At 57.3% G+C, this 18,914-nt stretch carries 21 protein-coding genes; 11 read left to right on the top strand and 10 right to left on the bottom strand.

From position 1 onward, the window contains the following. Nucleotides 1-40: 40 nt before the first annotated feature. Entirely contained in the window at nucleotides 41-1,330 is a 1,290-nt protein-coding gene (ugpB, locus tag GTU79_RS01135; protein ID WP_420854220.1) for a sn-glycerol-3-phosphate ABC transporter substrate-binding protein UgpB, read from the bottom strand. 356 nt (nucleotides 1,331-1,686) lie between these two features. Between ugpB and GTU79_RS01130 the strand changes: the two genes are divergently transcribed. The 4 genes from GTU79_RS01130 (at nucleotide 1,687) to GTU79_RS31260 (ending at nucleotide 2,716) form a co-directional block, all read left to right on the top strand. Then, the gene (locus GTU79_RS01130; RefSeq protein WP_214514206.1) at nucleotides 1,687-1,824 is read left to right on the top strand and encodes a hypothetical protein; all 138 of its coding nucleotides are present in this window, start codon (nucleotides 1,687-1,689) and stop codon (nucleotides 1,822-1,824) included. A 27-nt stretch (nucleotides 1,825-1,851) separates the two neighbouring features. Further along, nucleotides 1,852-2,130, top strand: coding sequence for a type II toxin-antitoxin system ParD family antitoxin (locus GTU79_RS01125; protein WP_203524423.1), 279 nt, complete (start codon nucleotides 1,852-1,854; stop codon nucleotides 2,128-2,130). Then, a complete protein-coding gene (locus tag GTU79_RS01120) occupies nucleotides 2,127-2,441 on the top strand; it encodes a type II toxin-antitoxin system RelE/ParE family toxin (protein WP_203524424.1) in 315 nt (104 codons plus the stop codon). Before GTU79_RS01125 ends, GTU79_RS01120 begins: the two co-directional genes overlap by 4 nt. Before the next feature lie 113 nt (nucleotides 2,442-2,554). Next, the gene (locus GTU79_RS31260) at nucleotides 2,555-2,716 is read left to right on the top strand and encodes a type II toxin-antitoxin system RelE/ParE family toxin (protein WP_203524541.1); all 162 of its coding nucleotides are present in this window, start codon (nucleotides 2,555-2,557) and stop codon (nucleotides 2,714-2,716) included. 60 nt (nucleotides 2,717-2,776) lie between these two features. Here the strand turns inward: GTU79_RS31260 and GTU79_RS01110 are convergent, their stop codons facing one another. Then, nucleotides 2,777-3,496: an HAD family hydrolase gene (locus GTU79_RS01110; protein WP_203524425.1), complete on the bottom strand. Its 720-nt coding sequence runs from the start codon at nucleotides 3,494-3,496 to the stop codon at nucleotides 2,777-2,779. A 143-nt stretch (nucleotides 3,497-3,639) separates the two neighbouring features. Here GTU79_RS01110 and GTU79_RS01105 point away from each other — a divergent pair, with 143 nt between their 5' ends. Continuing rightward, the gene (locus GTU79_RS01105; protein WP_132923884.1) at nucleotides 3,640-4,500 is read left to right on the top strand and encodes a LysR family transcriptional regulator; all 861 of its coding nucleotides are present in this window, start codon (nucleotides 3,640-3,642) and stop codon (nucleotides 4,498-4,500) included. Between the two features lie 78 nt (nucleotides 4,501-4,578). Here the strand turns inward: GTU79_RS01105 and livF are convergent, their stop codons facing one another. From livF to GTU79_RS01080, 5 genes are all read right to left on the bottom strand, one after another. Next, a complete protein-coding gene (gene livF, locus GTU79_RS01100; protein WP_132927913.1) occupies nucleotides 4,579-5,280 on the bottom strand; it encodes a high-affinity branched-chain amino acid ABC transporter ATP-binding protein LivF in 702 nt (233 codons plus the stop codon). A 17-nt stretch (nucleotides 5,281-5,297) separates the two neighbouring features. Continuing rightward, the gene (livG, locus tag GTU79_RS01095) at nucleotides 5,298-6,077 is read right to left on the bottom strand and encodes a high-affinity branched-chain amino acid ABC transporter ATP-binding protein LivG (RefSeq protein WP_132923885.1); all 780 of its coding nucleotides are present in this window, start codon (nucleotides 6,075-6,077) and stop codon (nucleotides 5,298-5,300) included. Then, a complete protein-coding gene (locus GTU79_RS01090; protein ID WP_203524426.1) occupies nucleotides 6,074-7,345 on the bottom strand; it encodes a high-affinity branched-chain amino acid ABC transporter permease LivM in 1,272 nt (423 codons plus the stop codon). The genes livG and GTU79_RS01090 overlap by 4 nt, the downstream gene beginning before the upstream one ends. Next, nucleotides 7,342-8,268 carry a high-affinity branched-chain amino acid ABC transporter permease LivH gene (gene livH, locus GTU79_RS01085; RefSeq protein WP_132923887.1) on the bottom strand — a complete coding sequence of 309 codons (927 nt, stop codon included), beginning with the start codon at nucleotides 8,266-8,268 and terminating at the stop codon, nucleotides 7,342-7,344. Before livH ends, GTU79_RS01090 begins: the two co-directional genes overlap by 4 nt. Nucleotides 8,269-8,347: 79 nt before the next feature. Then, on the bottom strand, nucleotides 8,348-9,457 hold the full coding sequence (locus GTU79_RS01080) for a branched-chain amino acid ABC transporter substrate-binding protein (RefSeq protein ID WP_132923888.1): 1,110 nt from the start codon (nucleotides 9,455-9,457) through the stop codon (nucleotides 8,348-8,350). 402 nt (nucleotides 9,458-9,859) lie between these two features. Here GTU79_RS01080 and panM point away from each other — a divergent pair, with 402 nt between their 5' ends. Beyond that, the gene (panM, locus tag GTU79_RS01075; RefSeq protein WP_203524427.1) at nucleotides 9,860-10,261 is read left to right on the top strand and encodes an aspartate 1-decarboxylase autocleavage activator PanM; all 402 of its coding nucleotides are present in this window, start codon (nucleotides 9,860-9,862) and stop codon (nucleotides 10,259-10,261) included. Between the two features lie 392 nt (nucleotides 10,262-10,653). Here the strand turns inward: panM and GTU79_RS01070 are convergent, their stop codons facing one another. The 3 genes from GTU79_RS01070 to GTU79_RS01060 form a co-directional block, all read right to left on the bottom strand. Then, nucleotides 10,654-11,763 (bottom strand): hypothetical protein, encoded by a 1,110-nt coding sequence (locus GTU79_RS01070; protein ID WP_203524428.1) that lies wholly within the window; start codon nucleotides 11,761-11,763, stop codon nucleotides 10,654-10,656. A gap of 87 nt (nucleotides 11,764-11,850) precedes the next feature. Continuing rightward, nucleotides 11,851-12,807, bottom strand: a complete 957-nt coding sequence (locus tag GTU79_RS01065) for a PDR/VanB family oxidoreductase (protein ID WP_203524429.1) — start codon at nucleotides 12,805-12,807, stop codon at nucleotides 11,851-11,853. A gap of 335 nt (nucleotides 12,808-13,142) precedes the next feature. Next, nucleotides 13,143-13,880, bottom strand: coding sequence for a FadR/GntR family transcriptional regulator (locus GTU79_RS01060; RefSeq protein ID WP_203524430.1), 738 nt, complete (start codon nucleotides 13,878-13,880; stop codon nucleotides 13,143-13,145). Nucleotides 13,881-14,313: 433 nt separating this feature from the next. On the opposite strand from GTU79_RS01060, the gene GTU79_RS01055 reads away from it, so the two are divergent. The 5 genes from GTU79_RS01055 (at nucleotide 14,314) to GTU79_RS01035 (ending at nucleotide 18,892) form a co-directional block, all read left to right on the top strand. After that, nucleotides 14,314-15,192, top strand: a complete 879-nt coding sequence (locus tag GTU79_RS01055) for a fumarylacetoacetate hydrolase family protein (RefSeq protein ID WP_203524431.1) — start codon at nucleotides 14,314-14,316, stop codon at nucleotides 15,190-15,192. Between the two features lie 173 nt (nucleotides 15,193-15,365). Beyond that, entirely contained in the window at nucleotides 15,366-16,175 is an 810-nt protein-coding gene (locus tag GTU79_RS01050; protein ID WP_203524432.1) for an ABC transporter permease, read from the top strand. A gap of 33 nt (nucleotides 16,176-16,208) precedes the next feature. Then, nucleotides 16,209-17,246: an ABC transporter substrate-binding protein gene (locus GTU79_RS01045; RefSeq protein ID WP_203524433.1), complete on the top strand. Its 1,038-nt coding sequence runs from the start codon at nucleotides 16,209-16,211 to the stop codon at nucleotides 17,244-17,246. Between the two features lie 10 nt (nucleotides 17,247-17,256). Then, nucleotides 17,257-18,123, top strand: a complete 867-nt coding sequence (locus GTU79_RS01040) for an ABC transporter ATP-binding protein (protein WP_132923896.1) — start codon at nucleotides 17,257-17,259, stop codon at nucleotides 18,121-18,123. Between the two features lie 13 nt (nucleotides 18,124-18,136). Further along, the gene (locus GTU79_RS01035; protein ID WP_203524434.1) at nucleotides 18,137-18,892 is read left to right on the top strand and encodes an ABC transporter permease; all 756 of its coding nucleotides are present in this window, start codon (nucleotides 18,137-18,139) and stop codon (nucleotides 18,890-18,892) included. Nucleotides 18,893-18,914: the final 22 nt, after the last annotated feature.

The following is an 18,914-nucleotide window of genomic DNA, read 5'->3' as shown; positions in this document are numbered from 1 at the left end:
AACGACCCGGGGCAATAACCCGCGGGTCGAAAGGGTGGATTTAACGTACCGATTGTTCAAAGCGGCGCAGCAGCTCGTTACCGCGTTTCACCGCATTGTCCAATGCTTCCTGCGGCGTGGCTTTACCGGTCCAGACCCGTTCCAGCTCTTCATCCACCACGGTGCGGATTTGCGGCATATTGCCCAACCGTAACCCTTTGGTGAAGGGCAACGGCGGTTTGTTCAGCATCTGTTTGGTGGCAATATCCGAACCGGGATTTTTATCATAAAAACCCTGGGACTTGGTTAATTCATAGGCGGCGGTGGTGATGGGCAGATAACCGGTTTTCTGGTGCCATTCGGCGGCAATGTCCGGTTTGGACAGGAACTGCAGGAACTCCGCCACGCCTTTATAGGTGTTGTCGTCCTTGCCGTTCATAACCCACAGGCTGGCGCCGCCGATAATGGCGTTCTGCGGCGCGTCTTTCACGTCGGCGTCATAAGGCATCATACCCACGCCGTAATTGAATTTGGCATATTGACGGATGTCCGCCAGCGAACCGGAGGAGGCGGTGGTCATTGCGCATTCGCCGTTATAGAATTTCGCGGTGGACTCGTCTTTACGGCCGTAATAACTGAAATCGCCTTTCTTGTTCATATCCTCCAGCAGCTGGATATGCTTGACCTGTAGGGGTTTATTAAACACCAGCACCGCATCGAAACCGCCGAAGCCGTTGTTTTCGGTGGCCACCGGCAGGGCGTGCCAGGCACTGAAGTTTTCAATCTGGATCCAGCCCTGCCAGCCGCTGGCGTAACCGCAGGTCATGCCGCCGGCGCGCAGTTTGGACGCATCTTCCGCCAGTTCCTGCCAGGTCTTGGGCGCGACATCGGGGTTCAAACCGGCTTTTTTGAACGCGTCTTTATTGTAATAAAGCACTGGCGTGGAGCTATTGAACGGCTGGGAGAGCAGATGGCCGGTTTTGCTGTCGCTGTAATATCCCGAGACCGTTGGCACGAATGCCGATTCATCGTTTTTGATACCGGCCTGCTCGAATACCTGGTAAACCGGTTTAATGGCATGGCTTGCCATCATGGTGGCGGTACCGACTTCATACACCTGAAGAATCGCCGGCGCATTGCCGGTGCGATACGCGGCGATGCCGGCCGCCAGGCTTTGTTCGTAGTTGCCCTTGTAAGAAGGGACAATGCGATAATCCGACTGGGATTGGTTAAAACGGGTCGCCAAGGAGTCGACTTCGGTGCCCAGCGCGCCCTCCATCGAATGCCAAAAAGGTATTTCGGTTACGGCCTGCGCGCCGGTGCTTAACGCCAGCGTCAGTGCAATGCTCATTGTTGTTATACGGATACTGTGCTTCAACATGCCTGTCTCCTGAATGCCCAACGAAAAAATTCATCGGTCTGTAACATGACATGTCGAAATGACAGAATAAGAACAGGGTTGTGACAGCGGGATGACAGCGGGCTTGCTACGAGAAATGAAGAATCCCTTAAATTATCGAATTGAATCTCCCTCCTGCTATGCGGACCTATGCTTTATCGGCCATAAACCACGCCACACCGCCGGTCAATAAGTAGTTGAATTTCATTCAATGCGCCGCATAATGCCTGATTAAAAGTTATAGTAATATTTTATTACATTTATGGCGGCACTAGGGGCGGCGGTAGGCACAGCCACCGTGGTGACCGGTGGCGCTGTCGGCGGTGCATGCGTCGACGCACCCGGCGGAACAGACGGAGAGCGAAGGTCCGGATGCTGATGAAGACACCGGACTGCTGGCCGACCTGCTGGCAGATGACGTGGGCGACAAAAATGAGTATGATTAAATCCTACTCATTAGGAGGAGAAACGCGATGCGCACCACACAACAAATGAGCATTACCCTGCCCAATGAAATGGCAGCCAATGTAAAATCCAAAGTCGCCAGCGGCGAATATGCCTCGGAAAGCGAAGTTATCCGCGAAGGACTACGAGCGTTGGACGCGCGCGATAGAGCCATGGAAACCTGGCTGCGCGAAGAGGTGGTCCCGGCGTATCAAGCGCTTAAGGCCGACCCAAGCAGGGGAATGAGCGCGGACGAAGTGCGCGCCAACCTAGCGCGGGCCCACAGGGAGAAAACCAAAAAGGCATGACGGACTATCGGGTGGTGTTCGCACCGGAAGCGAACAAACAGCTTATCGCACTCTATGACTATATCGCTGACGCCGCTTCGGCGGGTGTAGCACAAAGCTATACGGACGGCGTTGTGAGTTACTGCGAATCGTTAGCGCAGTTCCCGTACAGAGGAAACCGGCGCGACGAACTGTTGCCGGGGTTACGGATAACCCACTATCGAAAACGCACCATTATCGCCATAGTGGTGAATGACGAAGCTCAGGAAGTTAACATCACGGGCTTCTGGCACGGCGGCCGGCAATATGAAAGCGCGTTCGAGGTGGAATAACCCGAACACTGGCGCGGCAACAAAACTAGCTCGCTCTCTGCAAGGCCGCTGGGGTACGGTACAAGGCCACACTCGCGTTCAGCTTTACCCATGAGCTGCTCGAGTAGTGTAAGCTGATATGTGAAAATCCCCGGCCCTATCGCGAACGTTCAGAGTTAGGAAAAAGCCGGAGAAGCTGCACTTACGGACGCTATGTCCTGATGTACGATATACGCGATGAGGAGGTGCTTATCGAGCGCGTTCTGCACACGTCTCGTAAGATAACGAGCCGATAGCAGGACTTTCAGGTCCGTCAGAGTAAATGCACGCCCGCCGTTCCCTTAGCCCCCGTAGCCTCATAGTGCCGGCCGTTTGTCATGATGCGCAGAAATCCGCTCCACGATTACCTCATACCCTGGGCAGAATGAAAGGATAGCGCCTGTCGCGTCGTTGACGATGACTTTCATGCCCCGGAAGTCGGGTACGACGACTTTTGCGCCAAGGGGTATCAGGTCTTCATCGCCGATGCCGATGCAATAGGCGCCGGCGGCGACAGCAGAAGTCACCCCGCTCTTGGCGTCCTCGAAAACGACGGTTCTGCTCGCGGGTATACCCAGACGTTCGGCCGCGAGCAGGTAGGGATCGGGGTGGGGTTTGCCACGGGCCACGTCATCCCGTTCAACGATTACCGAGATATAGGGCTCAGCCTGGAGTAACGCGATGACCCGATCGATTTTCAGGCGCCAACCGCTGGTGACGATACCCACCGGAATCCCGGCCGAACCGAGGGAAGCGATAAGCTGCGCCACGCCCGGAATGGGTTCGCAATCGGCGGTATTTTCAACATGGATAATATGCGCCTGAACCTTCGCCTGATCGGAAAGCGGCAGATCATGGAATAGCGCGCGAATGGTATGCGGCCCGGGCTGTCCATGGATGTGCTTAACGATGTCTTCCGGTGCGATCCGGCGCCCGTACATTTGGGCAGCCTCGCGCCATCCCTGCTCAATGACGGCCCGTGAATCGATTAATACGCCGTCCATATCAAACAAGACCGCCGCTATTTTCTCACTCATCTATTATTTCTCCATGACACAATAGCGCGTCGCGCTTAATGTGGATGGCGGCGACTGCCTGAAAGGAATATCAATGTCACCCATAAAAACCACACTGTATAATGACTTTTTTTCCAGGTTTGATAAGCGGCGGGAATGGATGAATGGATATAAAGCTGTTGCGGTCATTCGTTACCTTGGCGGAGCTGGGAAGTTATCACGCCGCGGCCGAAATCCTGTGCTTGACGCAACCTGCATTGACCAAGCAAATTCAAGCGCTTGAGCACCAGATCGGCGTCAGTCTCTTCCGGCGTGGCCGCCATGGTTCCATGCTCACGTTGGCGGGGAAACAGCTTTATGCCAAAACAGGCGAATTGCTGAAACATTTCGATGACTTTCAGGAATATACCTCCCGAATACGGGAAGGCAACGAGGGAAAACTGGCGCTTGGGTTCGGCATATCGTCATTTCAGCTTGCTCCTGCCTGGGTACATACTTTTCGTGAACAATTCCCCAATGTAGAAGTATCGTTAAATGACATTCCGTCCAATATGCAATGCCGAATGCTCATTGAGGGACAACTTCAGGCCGGTTTTATCCGCTTGCCGATGCCCGAACCCCTTAAAGCCAAGGTGCTGATGGAAGAGAAACTGGTACTGGCTGTTCCTGCAAGCGTTCAGGCGGATCCCGCGAATATCCAGCGCATACTTGAAATACACCCGCTGCTGCAAATCAATCCGCGCCGCGGGCGCTGCCTGGCCGAGCAATCAGCCCTTTTCCTCAAATTAAATCATCTCAGCGCCAAATGTTCCTCTGCCGCTGATGATATACATAGCCTATTAGCATTAATCGCGGCGGGAAACGGTGTGGCTTTGCTGCCCTCCGGTATCAGCCATTTTCTGCCGACGGGCGTGAGTATTGTGCAGCCGGAGGAAAGCCACGCCCTTTGGCAGATTGGGGTGGCATGGAATCCAGACATAAAGGATGCGCTGCGGGATAGCTTTTTACAGATGATGGCCGCTTAGCCTAAGACACGCCGCCCCGCCATCAGCGATGGCGAAGACAGGCATGTCTGTGGGAAAGTCCGCGCCGCACTGTCTTATTTATCCCCCCAAATACGCGCTGCGCACCGCTTCATTGGCCAGCAGCGCCGCGCCGGTATCCTCCAGCACGATGCGGCCGTTTTCCAGCACATAGCCGCGATCCGCCAGCTTCAGCGCCTGGTTGGCGTTCTGTTCCACCAGGAAGATGGTCATCCCTTCCTGGCGCAGCTGCTCGATGGTATCGAATATCTGCTGGATGATAATCGGCGCCAGGCCCAGGGAGGGCTCGTCCAGCAGCAGCAGCCTGGGCTGGCTCATCAGGGCCCGGCCGATGGCCAGCATCTGCTGTTCGCCGCCGGACATGGTGCCGGCGCGCTGGATGCGCCGCTCGTAGAGTCGGGGGAACAGTTCATATACGCGTTTGATGCGCTGCTGATACTGCACGCGGTCGGCAAAAAAGCCCCCCATCGCCAGGTTCTCTTCCACCGTCATGCGCGAAAAGACCCGGCGGCCTTCCGGTACGATAGCGATGGTGGCGCGAGTAATGCGCGCCGTGGGCCAATGGGTTATCTCATTGCCGTCGAAGAATATCTCCCCGGCGGTGGCACGGGGATCGCCGCATAATGTGCCCAGCAGGGTGGTCTTGCCCGCGCCGTTGGCGCCGATAAGCGTCACGATTTCACCCTGTTCGATATGCAGACTCACCTCGTGCAGCGCCTGGATTTTACCGTAATGGGCCGATACTTGATTAAATGACAGCATCTCTGTTCTCTTACTCATCAGGCCTCACCCAGGTAAGCCCGAATCACGTCCGGATTGGAACGGATTTCAGCGGGGGTGCCGTTCGCCAGAGGCGTCCCCTGATTAACGACATAAATTCGATCGGAAATGCCCATCACCAGCTTCATATCATGCTCGATTAACAATACCGAGACGTTATGTTGTGAACGCAGCTCCGCGATCAGATTATTCAGTTCGGCGGTTTCATTCGGGTTCAGGCCCGCCGCCGGCTCGTCCAGCATCAACAGCGAAGGACGGGTCACCATGCAGCGGGCGATTTCCAGCCGGCGCTGCTGGCCGTAAGCCAGATTCCCCGCCTGGCGGTTGGCCATCTCCAGCAAGCCCACGCGGTCCAGCCAGGTACCGGCGTAATCCTGCGCCTCGGCTTCCGCCTGGCGGAAGGCGCGGGTTTTCAGCAAGCCGGCGAATACCCCGCTCTTCAGGTGCTGATGTTGGGCCACCAGCAAATTCTCAATCACCGTCATCTCGCGGAACAGCCGCACGTGCTGGAATGTCCGCACCACGCCCATCCGGGCGATTTTCTGGCCCGGCAGTCCCTCCAGATGCTGATCCCGCAGCAGGATAGTGCCGCCGGTGGGGCGGTAGAAACCGGTGAGGCAATTGAATACCGTGGTCTTGCCGGCGCCGTTGGGGCCGATAAGGGAGACGATTTCGCCGGGGAACAGGTCCAGATCCACTTGATTCACCGCCAGCAGGCCGCCGAAACGCATGGACAATTGCCGGACGGACAATAACGGCTGTAAAGCAGCGTCGCTCATGCCTGCGCTCCTTTACCGGTTTTCATTTTCATTTGCGGACGTTTCATCGGCAGCAGGCCCTGCGGCCGCCAGATCATCATCAATACCATCAGGGCACCCAGCAACAGCATGCTGTATTGGTTCAGGTCCCGCATCAGTTCACGGGAGACCACCAGCAGAATCGCCGCCAGGATCACCGCGAACTGCGATCCCATGCCTCCCAAGACCACAATGGCCAGCACAAAGGCGGATTCGACGAAGGTGAACGATTCCGGACTGACAAACCCCTGCCGCGCGGCGAACAGCGTACCGGCAAAACCGGCGAACGCCGAGCTGATGGTGAAAGCGGTCAGTTTGATTCTTGTAGGGCTCAAACCCAGGGAACGACAGGCAATCTCATCTTCCCGCAGCGCCTCCCAGGCCCGGCCCAGCGGCATGCGCAGCAGGCGATTGATGATAAACAGCGTCAAGATAACCAGCAGCAGCGCCACCATATATAAGAAGATGATGCGATCGTTGGGGTCATATTTCAGGCCGAAAAAGTGATGAAAGGTATCCCATCCCCCCTCCCGTGCCTCACGGCTGAACTCAAGGCCGAACAAGGTCGGTTTCGGTATCTGGCTGATGCCGTTCGGACCGCCGGTCAATTCGGTGTTATTCAGCAGCAGGATACGGACGATTTCGCCGAATCCCAGCGTGACAATCGCCAGATAGTCCCCGCGCAGCCGCAACACCGGGAATCCCAGCAGCAGGCCGAACACCGCCGCGACCAGTCCGGACAGCGGCAGGCACTCCCAGAAACTCAGGCCGTAATAATGGGTCAGTAGGGCATAGGTATACGCCCCGATGGCATAAAAGCCGCCATAGCCCAATACCAATAAGCCGGACAACCCCACCACCACGTTCAGGCCGAGGCCCAGCATGATATAAATCAGGGTCAGAGTGGCGATATCCACCGTACCGCGGGACACCAGGAACGGCCAGGCGATGGCGGCCAGGATCATCACCAGCGCCAGCCATTTCTGGCGCGGCGTGGAACCGTCGAAGCTGGGCAGCACCCAGGACGGGCCGCTGATTTTTTGCAGGCCCTGCTGGAACGAGGGCCGCAGCAGCTGGAACAGGAACACTACCCCGCAGCCGGCGCCAATCCAATACCAGCGCACCTGTCCGGCGCCGTGCACCACCAGGCGGGTGCCGTCCAGGCTAAGCTGCATCCCCATGACGATAGAGGCCAGCACTAATAACATCAGCGCGGACAACAGCGCGCCGAAGAACGTATTGATCTTCATACCTTCTCAACCTCCGGACGGCCCAGAATCCCGGTAGGCAATACCAGCAGCACCACGATAAGCAGGGCAAACGACACCACATCTTTGTATTCGCTGCTCAGGTAAGCCGACGTAAGGGCTTCCGCCACGCCTAGAATCAATCCCCCCAGCATGGCGCCGGGAATACTGCCGATACCGCCCAGCACCGCGGCGGTAAACGCCTTCATGCCGGCCATAAAGCCGATATAGGGGTTGATCACGCCGTAAAACTGGCCGAGCAACACGCCCGCCACCGCCGCCATCGCCGCGCCGATCACAAACGTCAGCGAAATCACCCGGTCGGTACTGATGCCCAGCAGGCTGGCCATCTTCAAATCTTCAGCACAGGCGCGGCAGGCGCGTCCCATGCGGGAATAGCGGATAAACAGCGTCAATGCCAGCATGGCGACAAAGGTCACTGCCCAGATAATGAATTGCATGGTACTGATGCTGGTAACAAAACCGTTGTTTTGCCCCAGGATCCACTGGCCGCTCACCAGGTTAGGCAGCGCCAGATCGCGGGACCCCTGCGACAGGCTGACATAATTCTGCAGAAAGATGGACATGCCGATAGCGGAAATCAGGGCTATCAGGCGTTTTGAGGAGCGCACGGGCTTGTAGGCCACCCGCTCGATACTCCAGCCATACGCGCTGGCGATGACGATGGCCGCGATAAACCCGGCGCCTATCAAAAGCCAGCCGGCATCGATACCCATCATCATCAACGCGGCAATGACAATAAACGAAACATAGCTACCGATCATATACACCTCGCCATGGGCGAAGTTAATCATGCCGATAATGCCGTAAACCATGGTGTAGCCAATGGCAATCAATGCATAGGTGCTGCCCAACGTCAAACCGTTGAACAACTGCTGCAAAAAGTAAAGGAACTGCTCGGACATACCATAACCTTTGTAGCCGCCCCCGGCGCGGGACTGATGCCGGGGGCGACGATTTTTTAAGACAAGGGGAGGGAGCAGATTACTTCACCGCGGTGGAAGTGCCGTCTGCATGCCATTTGAATACACCGAATTCGAAACCTTTCAGATCGCCTTTATCATCCCAGCTCAGCGGTCCCATCACGGTATCCACCGAGTTGGCTTTGAGGTTCTTCACGATATCCGCCGGATCCATGCCGGCCCGTTCCATGCCGGTGGTGAGGGACTGCACCGCCGCATAGGTCGTCCAGACGAAAGGCCCGGTATAATCCAGTTTTTTGGCTTTGAACTCGGCGACAATCGGCTGGTTGGAAGGCACCTGGTCATAACGCTTCGGCAGGGTCACCAGCATGCCCTCGGAGGCGGCGCCGGCAATATTGGACAGCGATGAGTTACCCACCCCTTCCGGCCCCATGAACTGGATATTCAGGCCGGCTTGCCTGGACTGCCGCAGGATTTGCCCCATTTCCGGGTAGTAACCGCCGAAATAAACAAAATCGACGTTTTCTTTCTTCAGACGCGCCACCAGGGTGGAAAAATCCTTGTCGCCGGCGGTGATGCCCTCAAACAGCACCACGTTGCCGCCGTTTTTCTTCAGGCTGTCCTGCACGGCGCGGGCCAACCCTTCACCATATTGCTGTTTGTCATGGACCACGGCGATGCGTTTGGGTTTGACCTCATCGAGGATATATTTCGCGGCGGTGGGGCCCTGATCCGAATCCAGGCCGGTGGTGCGCAGAATCATTTTATAGCCGCGCGTGGTGAGATCGGCATTGGTGGCCGCCGGGGTGATCATGATGACCCCTTCGTCTTCATAGATATCCGACGCCGGCTGCGTGGAGGAAGAGCACAGATGGCCGATGACATATTTTATGCCGTCATTAATCACCTTATTGGCCACCGCCACCGCCTGTTTCGGATCACAGGCGTCGTCGTATTCCACCGCCACCAGTTTATTGCCTTTTATGCCGCCTTTGGCATTAATATCGGCAATCGCCTGACGCGCGCCGGTAAATTCCATGTCGCCATATTGGGCAACCGGACCGGACATTGCACCGACAACCGCTACCTTGATATCCTGCGCCCAGACAGTATGGCTCATCGCCATGGCCATACAACCGGCCAGCAAAGCGTTACCTTTGTTGAATTTCATCCACCTTTTCTCCATGTTTGTTGTGTTTGCTGTCTGATTATTAACCGGCTTTCCACGGCAACCAGATGTTTTTATTATACGTAATAATGATTTAGCCTTCTGGAACGCAAGATCCAAAATAAGCTTTTATTTTCATATTATTAAACAGAAATATTATGCTGTAAATCAACTTATACTTTAAGAAATAACCTGCATTGGCAGCACAAAATAATGGTATAATTATCCATCATTCGATAATCTTTCAGATAGTCATGCTAGATTGTCATTTTATGTAAGTTTAATTGCTCCGAAAATGTTTGAATGACATAAGGTTTCTTGAGGTTTTGCGATAGCAAGATTTACATAATCTTTTATAAACAAATTCGCTACATTATTCCTTTACGTCTTTAAGTGATTACACGCATGAAATTGACAATCGAACGACTCTCCGATTTTACCGAACAGGATAAAATTGATCTGGCCAAAATATGGCCGGAACAGGATATCGCCGCCCTGGCGGGTAAACTCTCACCTTCCTATGCGGTATTTGCCGCCAGGTTCAACGATCGGTTGCTGGGCGCGGTACAGGTGGTCATTGATAACGAATGGGGCGAAGGCAGGCTGGTCTCGCCCCTGGTGCGGCCGGTAACCCGGCGCCGCGGCGTGGGATTGTATTTGTTCAATGAAGCACAGCGACAGTTGCCGGAGATCAATCACTGGTGGTTAAGCGGCGCCCAGCCGATGGAAGATCGGGCGGTAATGGAGCAATTCATGGCCGCCTGCGGATTTTGCCTGGAGCAGGACGGCTGGCATAAAAGGCGCTGAAGCGGCAGGAAAATCCTCCGACCACCAAGGCTTGAACCGTACGTGTTAAAGGGAAACCGTGCTGATGGGGTCGAATCGGGCATGGTTTTTCTGCCCGACAGAGCGCCCCACAGCGCGGTAGGCCCGCTACCACCAAGGCCTGAACCGTGCGTGTTAAAGGGAGACCGTGCTGATGGGGTCGAATCGGGCATGGTTTTTCTGCCCGACCGAGCGCCCCTCAGCGCGGTAGGCCCGCTACCACCAAGGCCTGAACCGTACGTGTTAAAGGGAGACCGTGCTGGTGGGGTCGAATCGGGCATGGTTTTTCTGCCCGACCGAGCGCCCCTCAGCGCGGTAGGCCCGCTACCACCAAGGCCTGAACCGTACGTGTTAAAGGGAGATCGTGGCTGCGCCTACACCAGCAAAACCTGCCGGTCATTGCTAATAGCCAATACCCGGCCGGTCAATTCCAGCCCCTCATAAGGCGCGCGGTCCGAAGCCTGGTTCGGCCAGGGAGCGACGGTTTCCCGGTAATCAGGATCCACCAGCAGCACCCCCTGCGGCACGCGAGTGCCGAAAATCTTCGCCGGCGCCCGGGTTACTTTGGCCAATATGGACTCCAGCGGCCAGGAATAACGTTCGCAAAGGGTAAGCAGCACCGGCAGAAAATGCTGCTGGGTTTGCAAGCCCGGCCCGACTGAAATGCCGCTCTGATGCGGCGCGCCATGGTCGCTGGAAAGCAAATCCACCTGGTCTAAAACGCTGTCCGCCAGAGATTGGATATCCTCCGGCGGACGGGGCGGAGGCAAAACGGTGAGGGACTCTCGCTTACCCTTCCCCAGCGGCAGCAGAAAATGCGGGCTGCTTTGCAGCGTGGCCTGACGGGCACGGCGCATCACACCAATCATGCCGGCCGAAACGGCGTGCCGCAGATGCAGCGGCCGGCCCGAAGCATTGGCATTGACCACCAGACGCTCAAGGGCTTCGTCGGTAGAGTTCCACACCACCGCCTTGAGCCCGGCCTGCCACACCGCCTCCAGATTGCGCTCGAAATGCGGATCGTAGGAATAGAGTTTACAGACCGACGGCAGGCACTCTTTTACCTCCCCGGCATATTGCTTGAGCCATTGCGGGAAATCGCGACTGTCCTCATTCGGCGAGACCGAGAGCACCGGTATGATGGCCGGGAAATACCCGGCGCTGTCGTTAACCAGTTCCCGCAGCGTGAAGTGTTTGGCCTGCTGCCAGGGCAGCGCGACGTTCATCTGACCTATCCCCCCCGCCATGGCGCGGTACAAATCGCTCTGACGGACCCCGAACGGCACCATGGGCAAATGGGCATCGGCATCATACAGCGCCGGCAGCACCCACAAATGGCTGCCGTCGATATCCCGCCCTTGCCCTTTCGGCCAGGCATCCGCCCGAAGCAGCGCGCCGCCGGCGGGCCAGCGTAAAGAGTGGCGGAATCCGGTCAGGGGATCGAGTACATCATGCACGGTGGTAAAAAGCCTGTTCTGCGTCATGGCGCTGGATATTCCTTTTGCTGGGTGGCCGGTGCCACAATTGAACGTACCGCTGCCGACAATGTACCGGCGGCGGCGCAAGGGCCGTTATAAATCCAGGACGAGTTCACCGCTTAACGCGCCGGAACAGCACACCATCATGGTTTGGTTGGCCAGTTTCTCCTCATCCGTCAAAACGCTGTCGCGATGATCCGGCAGGCCTGAAAGCACCCGGACTTCGCAGGCGCCGCAAATCCCCTGTTCACAGGACGTGGTCATGGCCACGCCGGCGGCACGAAGGGCCGACAATATGGATTGTCCGGGCTTCACCGTCAGGCTGCGGTTACTGCGGGCCAGTTTCACCACAAAACCGCCCGTTAGGGCCGGCGTCTCCTTGGCGGCGAAATATTCCACATGAATATGTTCCTCGGCAAAACCGGCGGCGCGGGCAGCCGTCAGAAAGTCGTCCATCATCGGCACCGGACCGCAGCAGTAGAGATGGGCATTTCTCGAGGTGCCGGCGAGGGTCTGCCCGAAGGAGGGATCGCGCCCGTGTTCATCGCCAAAACGGCAATGACTGTCGGGAAGACAGGCGATCTCTTCAAGAAACGGCGCATGGATACGGGAGCGGCTGGAATAGAAGAACCTGAACGGACGGTTAAGGGCTTGCAGACGGCGGGCCATGCTCAGGATCGGCGTGACGCCGATACCGCCGGCGAACAGCAGCGTTTCCTCCGCCTGCTCGTTAAGTTCAAACAGATTGCGCGGCGGGGTGACGGTAATCACCTGCCCCACCCTGAGCACATCGTGCATATGCCGCGAACCGCCCCGTCCGGCCGGTTCGCGCTTCACGGCGATGGCGTAGCGCTCGGGATGTCTGCTGTCGGTAACCAGGGAATAGGCGCGTTCCCCCAGGTTCGGCAGTTGCAGAGCGATATGCGCGCCGGCGGCGGCGGTCGGCAATGGGGCGCCGTCCAGCGAGGCGAATTCAAACAGGCTGACATGCTCCGTAAGATACGTAACGCGCACCAATCTTACGGCGAGAGTGTCGGGAGAATGGGTCATGTTCAAAACCTCTGCCACCTACGGATAACCAGCTGCACGTCAGCGCCCGGCGATAACTATAGCCTTCGGTCCGAGATGAAATCAACCAATATTGTAATGGTTTGACAAAGTCAGGGACAAACAGCGGGGAGATTATACAAAATTTAGATTAAACACGCTGTAACAGGGATAGCGCCAATGCTGCATGCATAAAACAGGCAAATTGGCTCCAAATTGGTTTAATTAATGCCAAATTGGTTTTAAAAAGGTTATACGACCGGCGGGTCCGGGCAAATAAATTGTTCATCATGGCATAGCGGTGGCGGCCCCGCGCCCCGAAGGCCCGCCCGATCTCGCTAGGCCTGTCCGCTGGCCCGCAGCAGATCGGTCTGAACATCGATAAGGTGTTCGCGCATTTGCGACTCGGCTTCATGACGGTTACGATCGAGCAGCGCGTTCACGATGGCCCGGTGCTGCCGGCTATAGTGCTCGCGCCGCTCGGGGGTGGAGGAGCGCTCCTTGAGCTTACCCCAGACCCGTTCGTCCCGCGCCGACTCGAACAATTCGCCGATTTTCACCAACAGCAAATTTTTCGTGCTTTTGATGATGGCCCGGTGCAAACGTCCGTCCCAATGTTCATATTCCAGCGCCGTAGAGGCTTTCAGGGAATTCTCCAGGCAGGCCTGGATTTCATCGAGCTCGGCGGTGGTGGCGCGAATGGCCGCCAGGCCCACGGCGGGAGGCTCCAGGAAAAGCCGCACTTCCATTAAATCGTGCGGGTTCATGTAGCTGTCCATACCGGCGCTGAGGGAAGCAGTACCGGCGGGGGACGAACCGATGAATGTGCCCTTGCCGACATGACGCCAGATAAAGCCTTCCGCATCAAGCTGATCCAGCCCCCGGCGCAAAATCGAGCGCGTAATCCCCAGCGCCTGGGCCAGCTCCCGCTCGGCGGGCAGCCGCGCGCCTTTCGCCAGATCCAACTGGACCAGGTAGGATTTGATCTGATCGGCAACGGAATGCGTTTTTGTTTTAATCCTGGCGGACGTCGATGACGAGGATGCTGCCGATTGTGCTTCCATAGCGGGTTTCATAGGGATCTCCTTCAGAGCCGGCCGACGGCCCGGCGGGTTTGCCAGGGGACGTGAACCCTGCGGTACGGGAATGGTGGAAAACAGGCCGATATGGATTGGTTACCCATTGGAACAACCAACGGCGGCCCGAAACGTAGATTAGGATACCATATCCTGATTACGGAGCGCTAAATATGAATCAGTTCCCCCTTGTTTTGCGCCATTGAAGACGAGTATTGCCTTCAAAAGGTGCAAAAGGTTATCGGTGGCGGCAGTTGATGGGCTGATTCAGTGCGAGCGCGCCGCGCAATCCGCCGGTTTGCCAAGGGGAATAGCCAATTTCAGCCCAATCAAGCCAATTATGCAGTCCAATTCAATATTGGTTGAATATGGGTGCCGGAAGGTCTAGGCTGTCATTTCTCGTTACAGAGATCATAGAGGAGAAAAACCAATCATGAAATTGGTGAGTTATGCCTTGGAAGGAGTGGTGCGGGTCGGCCGCCTTAATACCGCCGGCACCGCGGTACAGGCTTTTCCCGGTGAGGCGGGCAGCGATATGCTGCATCTGATCCGGCGGTTTGCACAGATAGATAACCCCGACGAAGACCATGGCGACTGGGTGGCGCTGGACCGAGTACAGCTGCTGGCCCCGATTCCCCGCCCGGCGCGCAATATTCTATGCGTCGGTAAAAACTACCATCAGCACGCCGTGGAGTTCCAGGCCAGCGGGTTTGATGCCAGCGCCAGCGAAAACACCCCTGAATTCCCCGTGATTTTTACCAAGGCGCCGTCGTCGGTCATCGGCCCCGAGATGGCCATACCCGCCTATCTCGACTACAGCGAATCCACGGATTACGAGGGTGAACTGGCGGTGGTAATAGGGCGGGGCGGCCGTAATATCGCCAAAGCTGACGCCCTTACCCATGTGTTCGGCTATACCATCGTAAATGACGTGACGTCCCGCACCCTGCAACAGACCCATCGCCAATGGTTCCTGGGCAAAAGCCTGGACGGCTACTGCCCGATGGGGCCTGCCATCGTCACTGCGGACGAAATCCCGGCCCCGGAGCAATTGCAGCTTAAAACCTGGGTCAACGGCGAGCTGCGGCAGCATGCCGGCGTTGCCGACCTGATTTTCGATATCCCCACGCTGATTGAAACCATCAGCCGAACCATGTCCCTTGAGAGCGGCGATATCATCGCCACCGGCACCTGCGCCGGGGTCGGAATCGGTTTCACTCCACCCCGATTCCTGCGTCACGGCGACCGTGTGGAGATTGAGATTCAGCCTATCGGTAGGTTAGTCAATCCCGTTTTAGCCTTGCGCGAGTAAGGTAAGTACAAAAAACAGACTGCTTCTGTCTGTAAAGCCGCCGAAATTGGAGCGGCTTTTGCATAAAATTCAAAATATCCAAAATTTTATCCGAAATTGCATTAAACCGGTGCAAACCGCCATGGGCGAAAAAAATGCAGTTTTTTGGACGTAACGGGACAAGGGGGATTTTTATGGCCGCAAGAGAAGTACCCGCGCCGCCGCCCGCCGGCACAAAGGACATCGGTCGCGGAGCCGGCCGGGCCGCCGCAGGACTTATCCGAATGATATGGCCTTACTGCCTGATCATCCTGCTGTGGCAGTGTTGGCTGGTGCTGGACGATGTTCCCGCGCTTATTGCCCCCTCCCCCCTGCAAACCTTGGCCGGGACGGTGACCGGATTCGCCCAATACCTGCCCGACCTGCTGACCACCCTGATGGTCATCGGTACGGGCTTGGGCCTGGGAATGCTGCTAGGCATCACGGTGGCCTCCCTCAGCTGGTTTTCTCCCATGCTGTCGGGGGTATTGACGCCGCTGACCATTTTGCTCAATACCTTGCCGTCCATCGCCCTGATTCCCATCGTCGCGTCGATATTCGGCTACACCCTTTACACCATCATCGTCATCGCCGCGCTGATTTCCTATTTTCCGGCCTTTGTGCTGACGCGCTCCGGCCTGGACAGCATACCGCCGGGGGCCGCGGATTTGCTCCACGTGCTGGGGGCCGGCAAACGCCGGCATTATCTGCACGTGGCCTTGCCTGCCGCGGTGCCGAACATCATCACCGCGCTGCGCATCAGCGCCATGCTCAGCGTGGTGGGCGCGCTGACCGCCGAGTGGCTGCTGGGCACCCGCGGCCTGGGCTACCGGCTGGCAAAAGCGCAACAGATTATGGATACCGACCAGGCCTGGCAAGTCAGCCTGATCGGCGTAGTGCTATCGCTGGTGATCTTCGGTATCGCAAGCGGGTTGGAAAGAAAAGTGAGCATGAAGTTTCGTTAATTCCCTGCACAGATATTATAAAGAGGAAAAAAAATGAAAGAAGGTCACATCAGCCGTCGCCGTTTACTCACCGCCGCCGGCGCAGGCATTACCATCGCATCGCTGTTCGGCCCCGGCGTCGTCCTTGCCGCCGTCGGCAATACGGTCTCATTGCAGCTGAACTGGATCCCGAGCGTGGATTTCGCCGGCTTTTATATCGCCGACGCCTTGGGTTATTACAAACAGGAAGGCATCGGCGTGAAGTTCCTGCCCGGCGGCCCCAATATGCAGGGCGTGGAGCAGGTCGTGGCCGGCGGCGCCGGTACCGCCGGCTTGCCGACCTTTCTCACCAGCACTATCAATGCTGTTCAGCACCAGGCCAAGCTGACGGTCATCGGCTCCGTATTCCAGACTTCGCCCCTGGCCCTCATCAGCCTGCAAAGCCTGCCGCTGAACAGCGCCAAGGATCTGGTGGGCAAGCGGATCGGCGCCGCCCAAGGACGTCAGCGCGAGCTTGACGCCGTATTCAAAATCAATGGCCTGCCGGCCAACGGCTATACCTTTGTGCCCATCGGCTATGACTCCACACCGCTGACCAAAGGCAGCGTCGACATCATCAGCGTGTTCGCCACCTCCGAACCGGTGACGCTGGCGGAACAGGGGGTGAAAACCAATATGATCCTGTTCGCCGCTATGGGACTGCCCACCTATACCAGCCCGATTGTGGTCAGCAGCGACGCTATCGCCAAAAACCGCAAAGTTATTCTCGGCTTCCTGCGCGGCAGTATCAAAGGCTGGGAAATGAATGCCAAAGATCCCACCCTGGCGCCGAAACTGGTGGCGGAACGCTACGCCGGCTCCATGAAAATCGATCAGCCCCATCAGCTCCGGGTCAATCAGGCCATGGTTCCGCTGACGCAAAGCGATTTGACCCGCGACAAAGGCATGCTCTGGATCGACAAGACCAAAATCAGCGGCCCCATTTATGCGGCGCTGCGCGCGGCCGGCGAAACCCAGCTGCCCGCGGTGGATAGCTATGTGGATACCAGCCTGCTCGAAGAGGTCTTCGGCAATCGGACCCAATTACTCTAAGAGACACGCCATGCAGCTTTCATCAACCTCTACGGCGGCGACCGCCGGGACGCCGGCTGAAGAAATCATACCGGCGCAACAGCCCGCGTCCGGGCAGCATGTGCTGGTGGATCTCAAGCAGGTTTCCAAGCGGTTTGCCAGCGGCGGCGGCGAATTCACCGCGCTGGATAATGTCGATCTGCACATCGGTAAATATGAATTCGTCGCGCTGATTGGCCCGTCGGGCTGCGGTAAATCCACCATTCTGCGCCTTATCGCGGGCCTTGAGACCCCAAGCGGCGGGAAACTGGTGATGGACGGCTGCGACGGACCGGGAGAGTTCATCAAAAACAACCGATTAGGCGTGGCCTTTCAGGACCATGCCCTGCTGCCCTGGCTTTCCGCTTGGGACAATGTGGCGCTGCCCTGCAAAATCACCGGACATAAAGTGAATGAACAGCGCATCGCCTGGCTGCTCAATCTGATGGGCCTGACCGGCTTCGAGAAATCCCGGCCGAAACAGCTTTCCGGCGGCATGCGCCAGCGGGTAGCCATTGCACGGTCCCTGGTTTTGCGGCCGGAATTGCTGCTGCTGGACGAGCCGTTCGGCGCACTGGACGCGGTGACGAGACGGCGGCTGAATATTGAATTACAGGCGCTGTGGAGCGCCGAACGGCTGACGACGTTATTGGTCACCCACTCGGTGGAAGAGGCCATTTTTCTCGCCGATCGGGTCATTGTGATGTCGCCCCGTCCGGGCCGGGTGCGGATGGAAAGGCGCATACCTTTCCAGCGCCCGCGCCAGCCGGAGATCATGCGCAGCCCGCAGTTTCATGCGTTGTCCGATGAATTGACCCTGGCGCTGGATGAGCTGGAAGCCGGGGAGGATTTATGTTGACTGAGGTGCCGACATGACGACTCGCCTGTTACGGCGCCAGCGGCTGTATGCTTTAGCCGGGGCCTTCATTTTGCCGGCGTTATGGGAAGCCGGCGGCCGATCGTCCTGGCTGCGCGGGGTGATACCGCCGCTGAGCGAGGTTATCGGGCAATTTCTGGCGCCGGAAAACCACGCGGTGTTCCTTGATGCGCTGCTGCACACCGCCGACAGCGCATTTCGCGGCTATTTTATCGGCATCCTTATCGGCACGCTGCTGGCGGTCATGGCCCAGCTGGGCCATTGGCTCAGGCCGGGTATCACCCGGCTGGCGGCCATTATCAACGCAACGCCGGTGATAGCCCTGGGGCCGGTACTGCTGGCGACGATGGAACGCCAGGATCTCCCCATCGCGGTGGCCGCCTTTTTTGTCTTTTTCAGCGTATTTATCGCCACATTGTCCGGTTTCGCCGAGGTCAACCAGGCCCATTACGATCTGTTCGCGGTATTGGACTGCCCCGGCAACAAACGATTTTTTCATCTGGAACTGCCGGCATGCCTGCCGACGTTTATGTCCGGCCTGAAAGTGGCGGCGCCGGCCGCCATGGTGGGGGCCATTTTCGGCGAATGGTTCGGGCTGGATCAGGGTATCGGCCCGCTGCTGATTTCCGCCATGCAAAGCGACAGCATCGCCCTGCTGTGGGCCGCGACGCTGATGGCCGGCGGTTTCGGCATCCTGCTGTTTTTGGTGATGTCGGCCTTGGAAAAAAGCGTCGTCGCCCGCTTCCGGTAATGTCCGGGTAATTGATTGGAGA

The organism is Sodalis ligni, assembly GCF_016865525.2.
GTDB classification, from domain to species: Bacteria; Pseudomonadota; Gammaproteobacteria; order Enterobacterales; family Enterobacteriaceae; genus Acerihabitans; species Acerihabitans ligni.
This window is presented reverse-complemented; position numbering and strand designations above follow the sequence as displayed.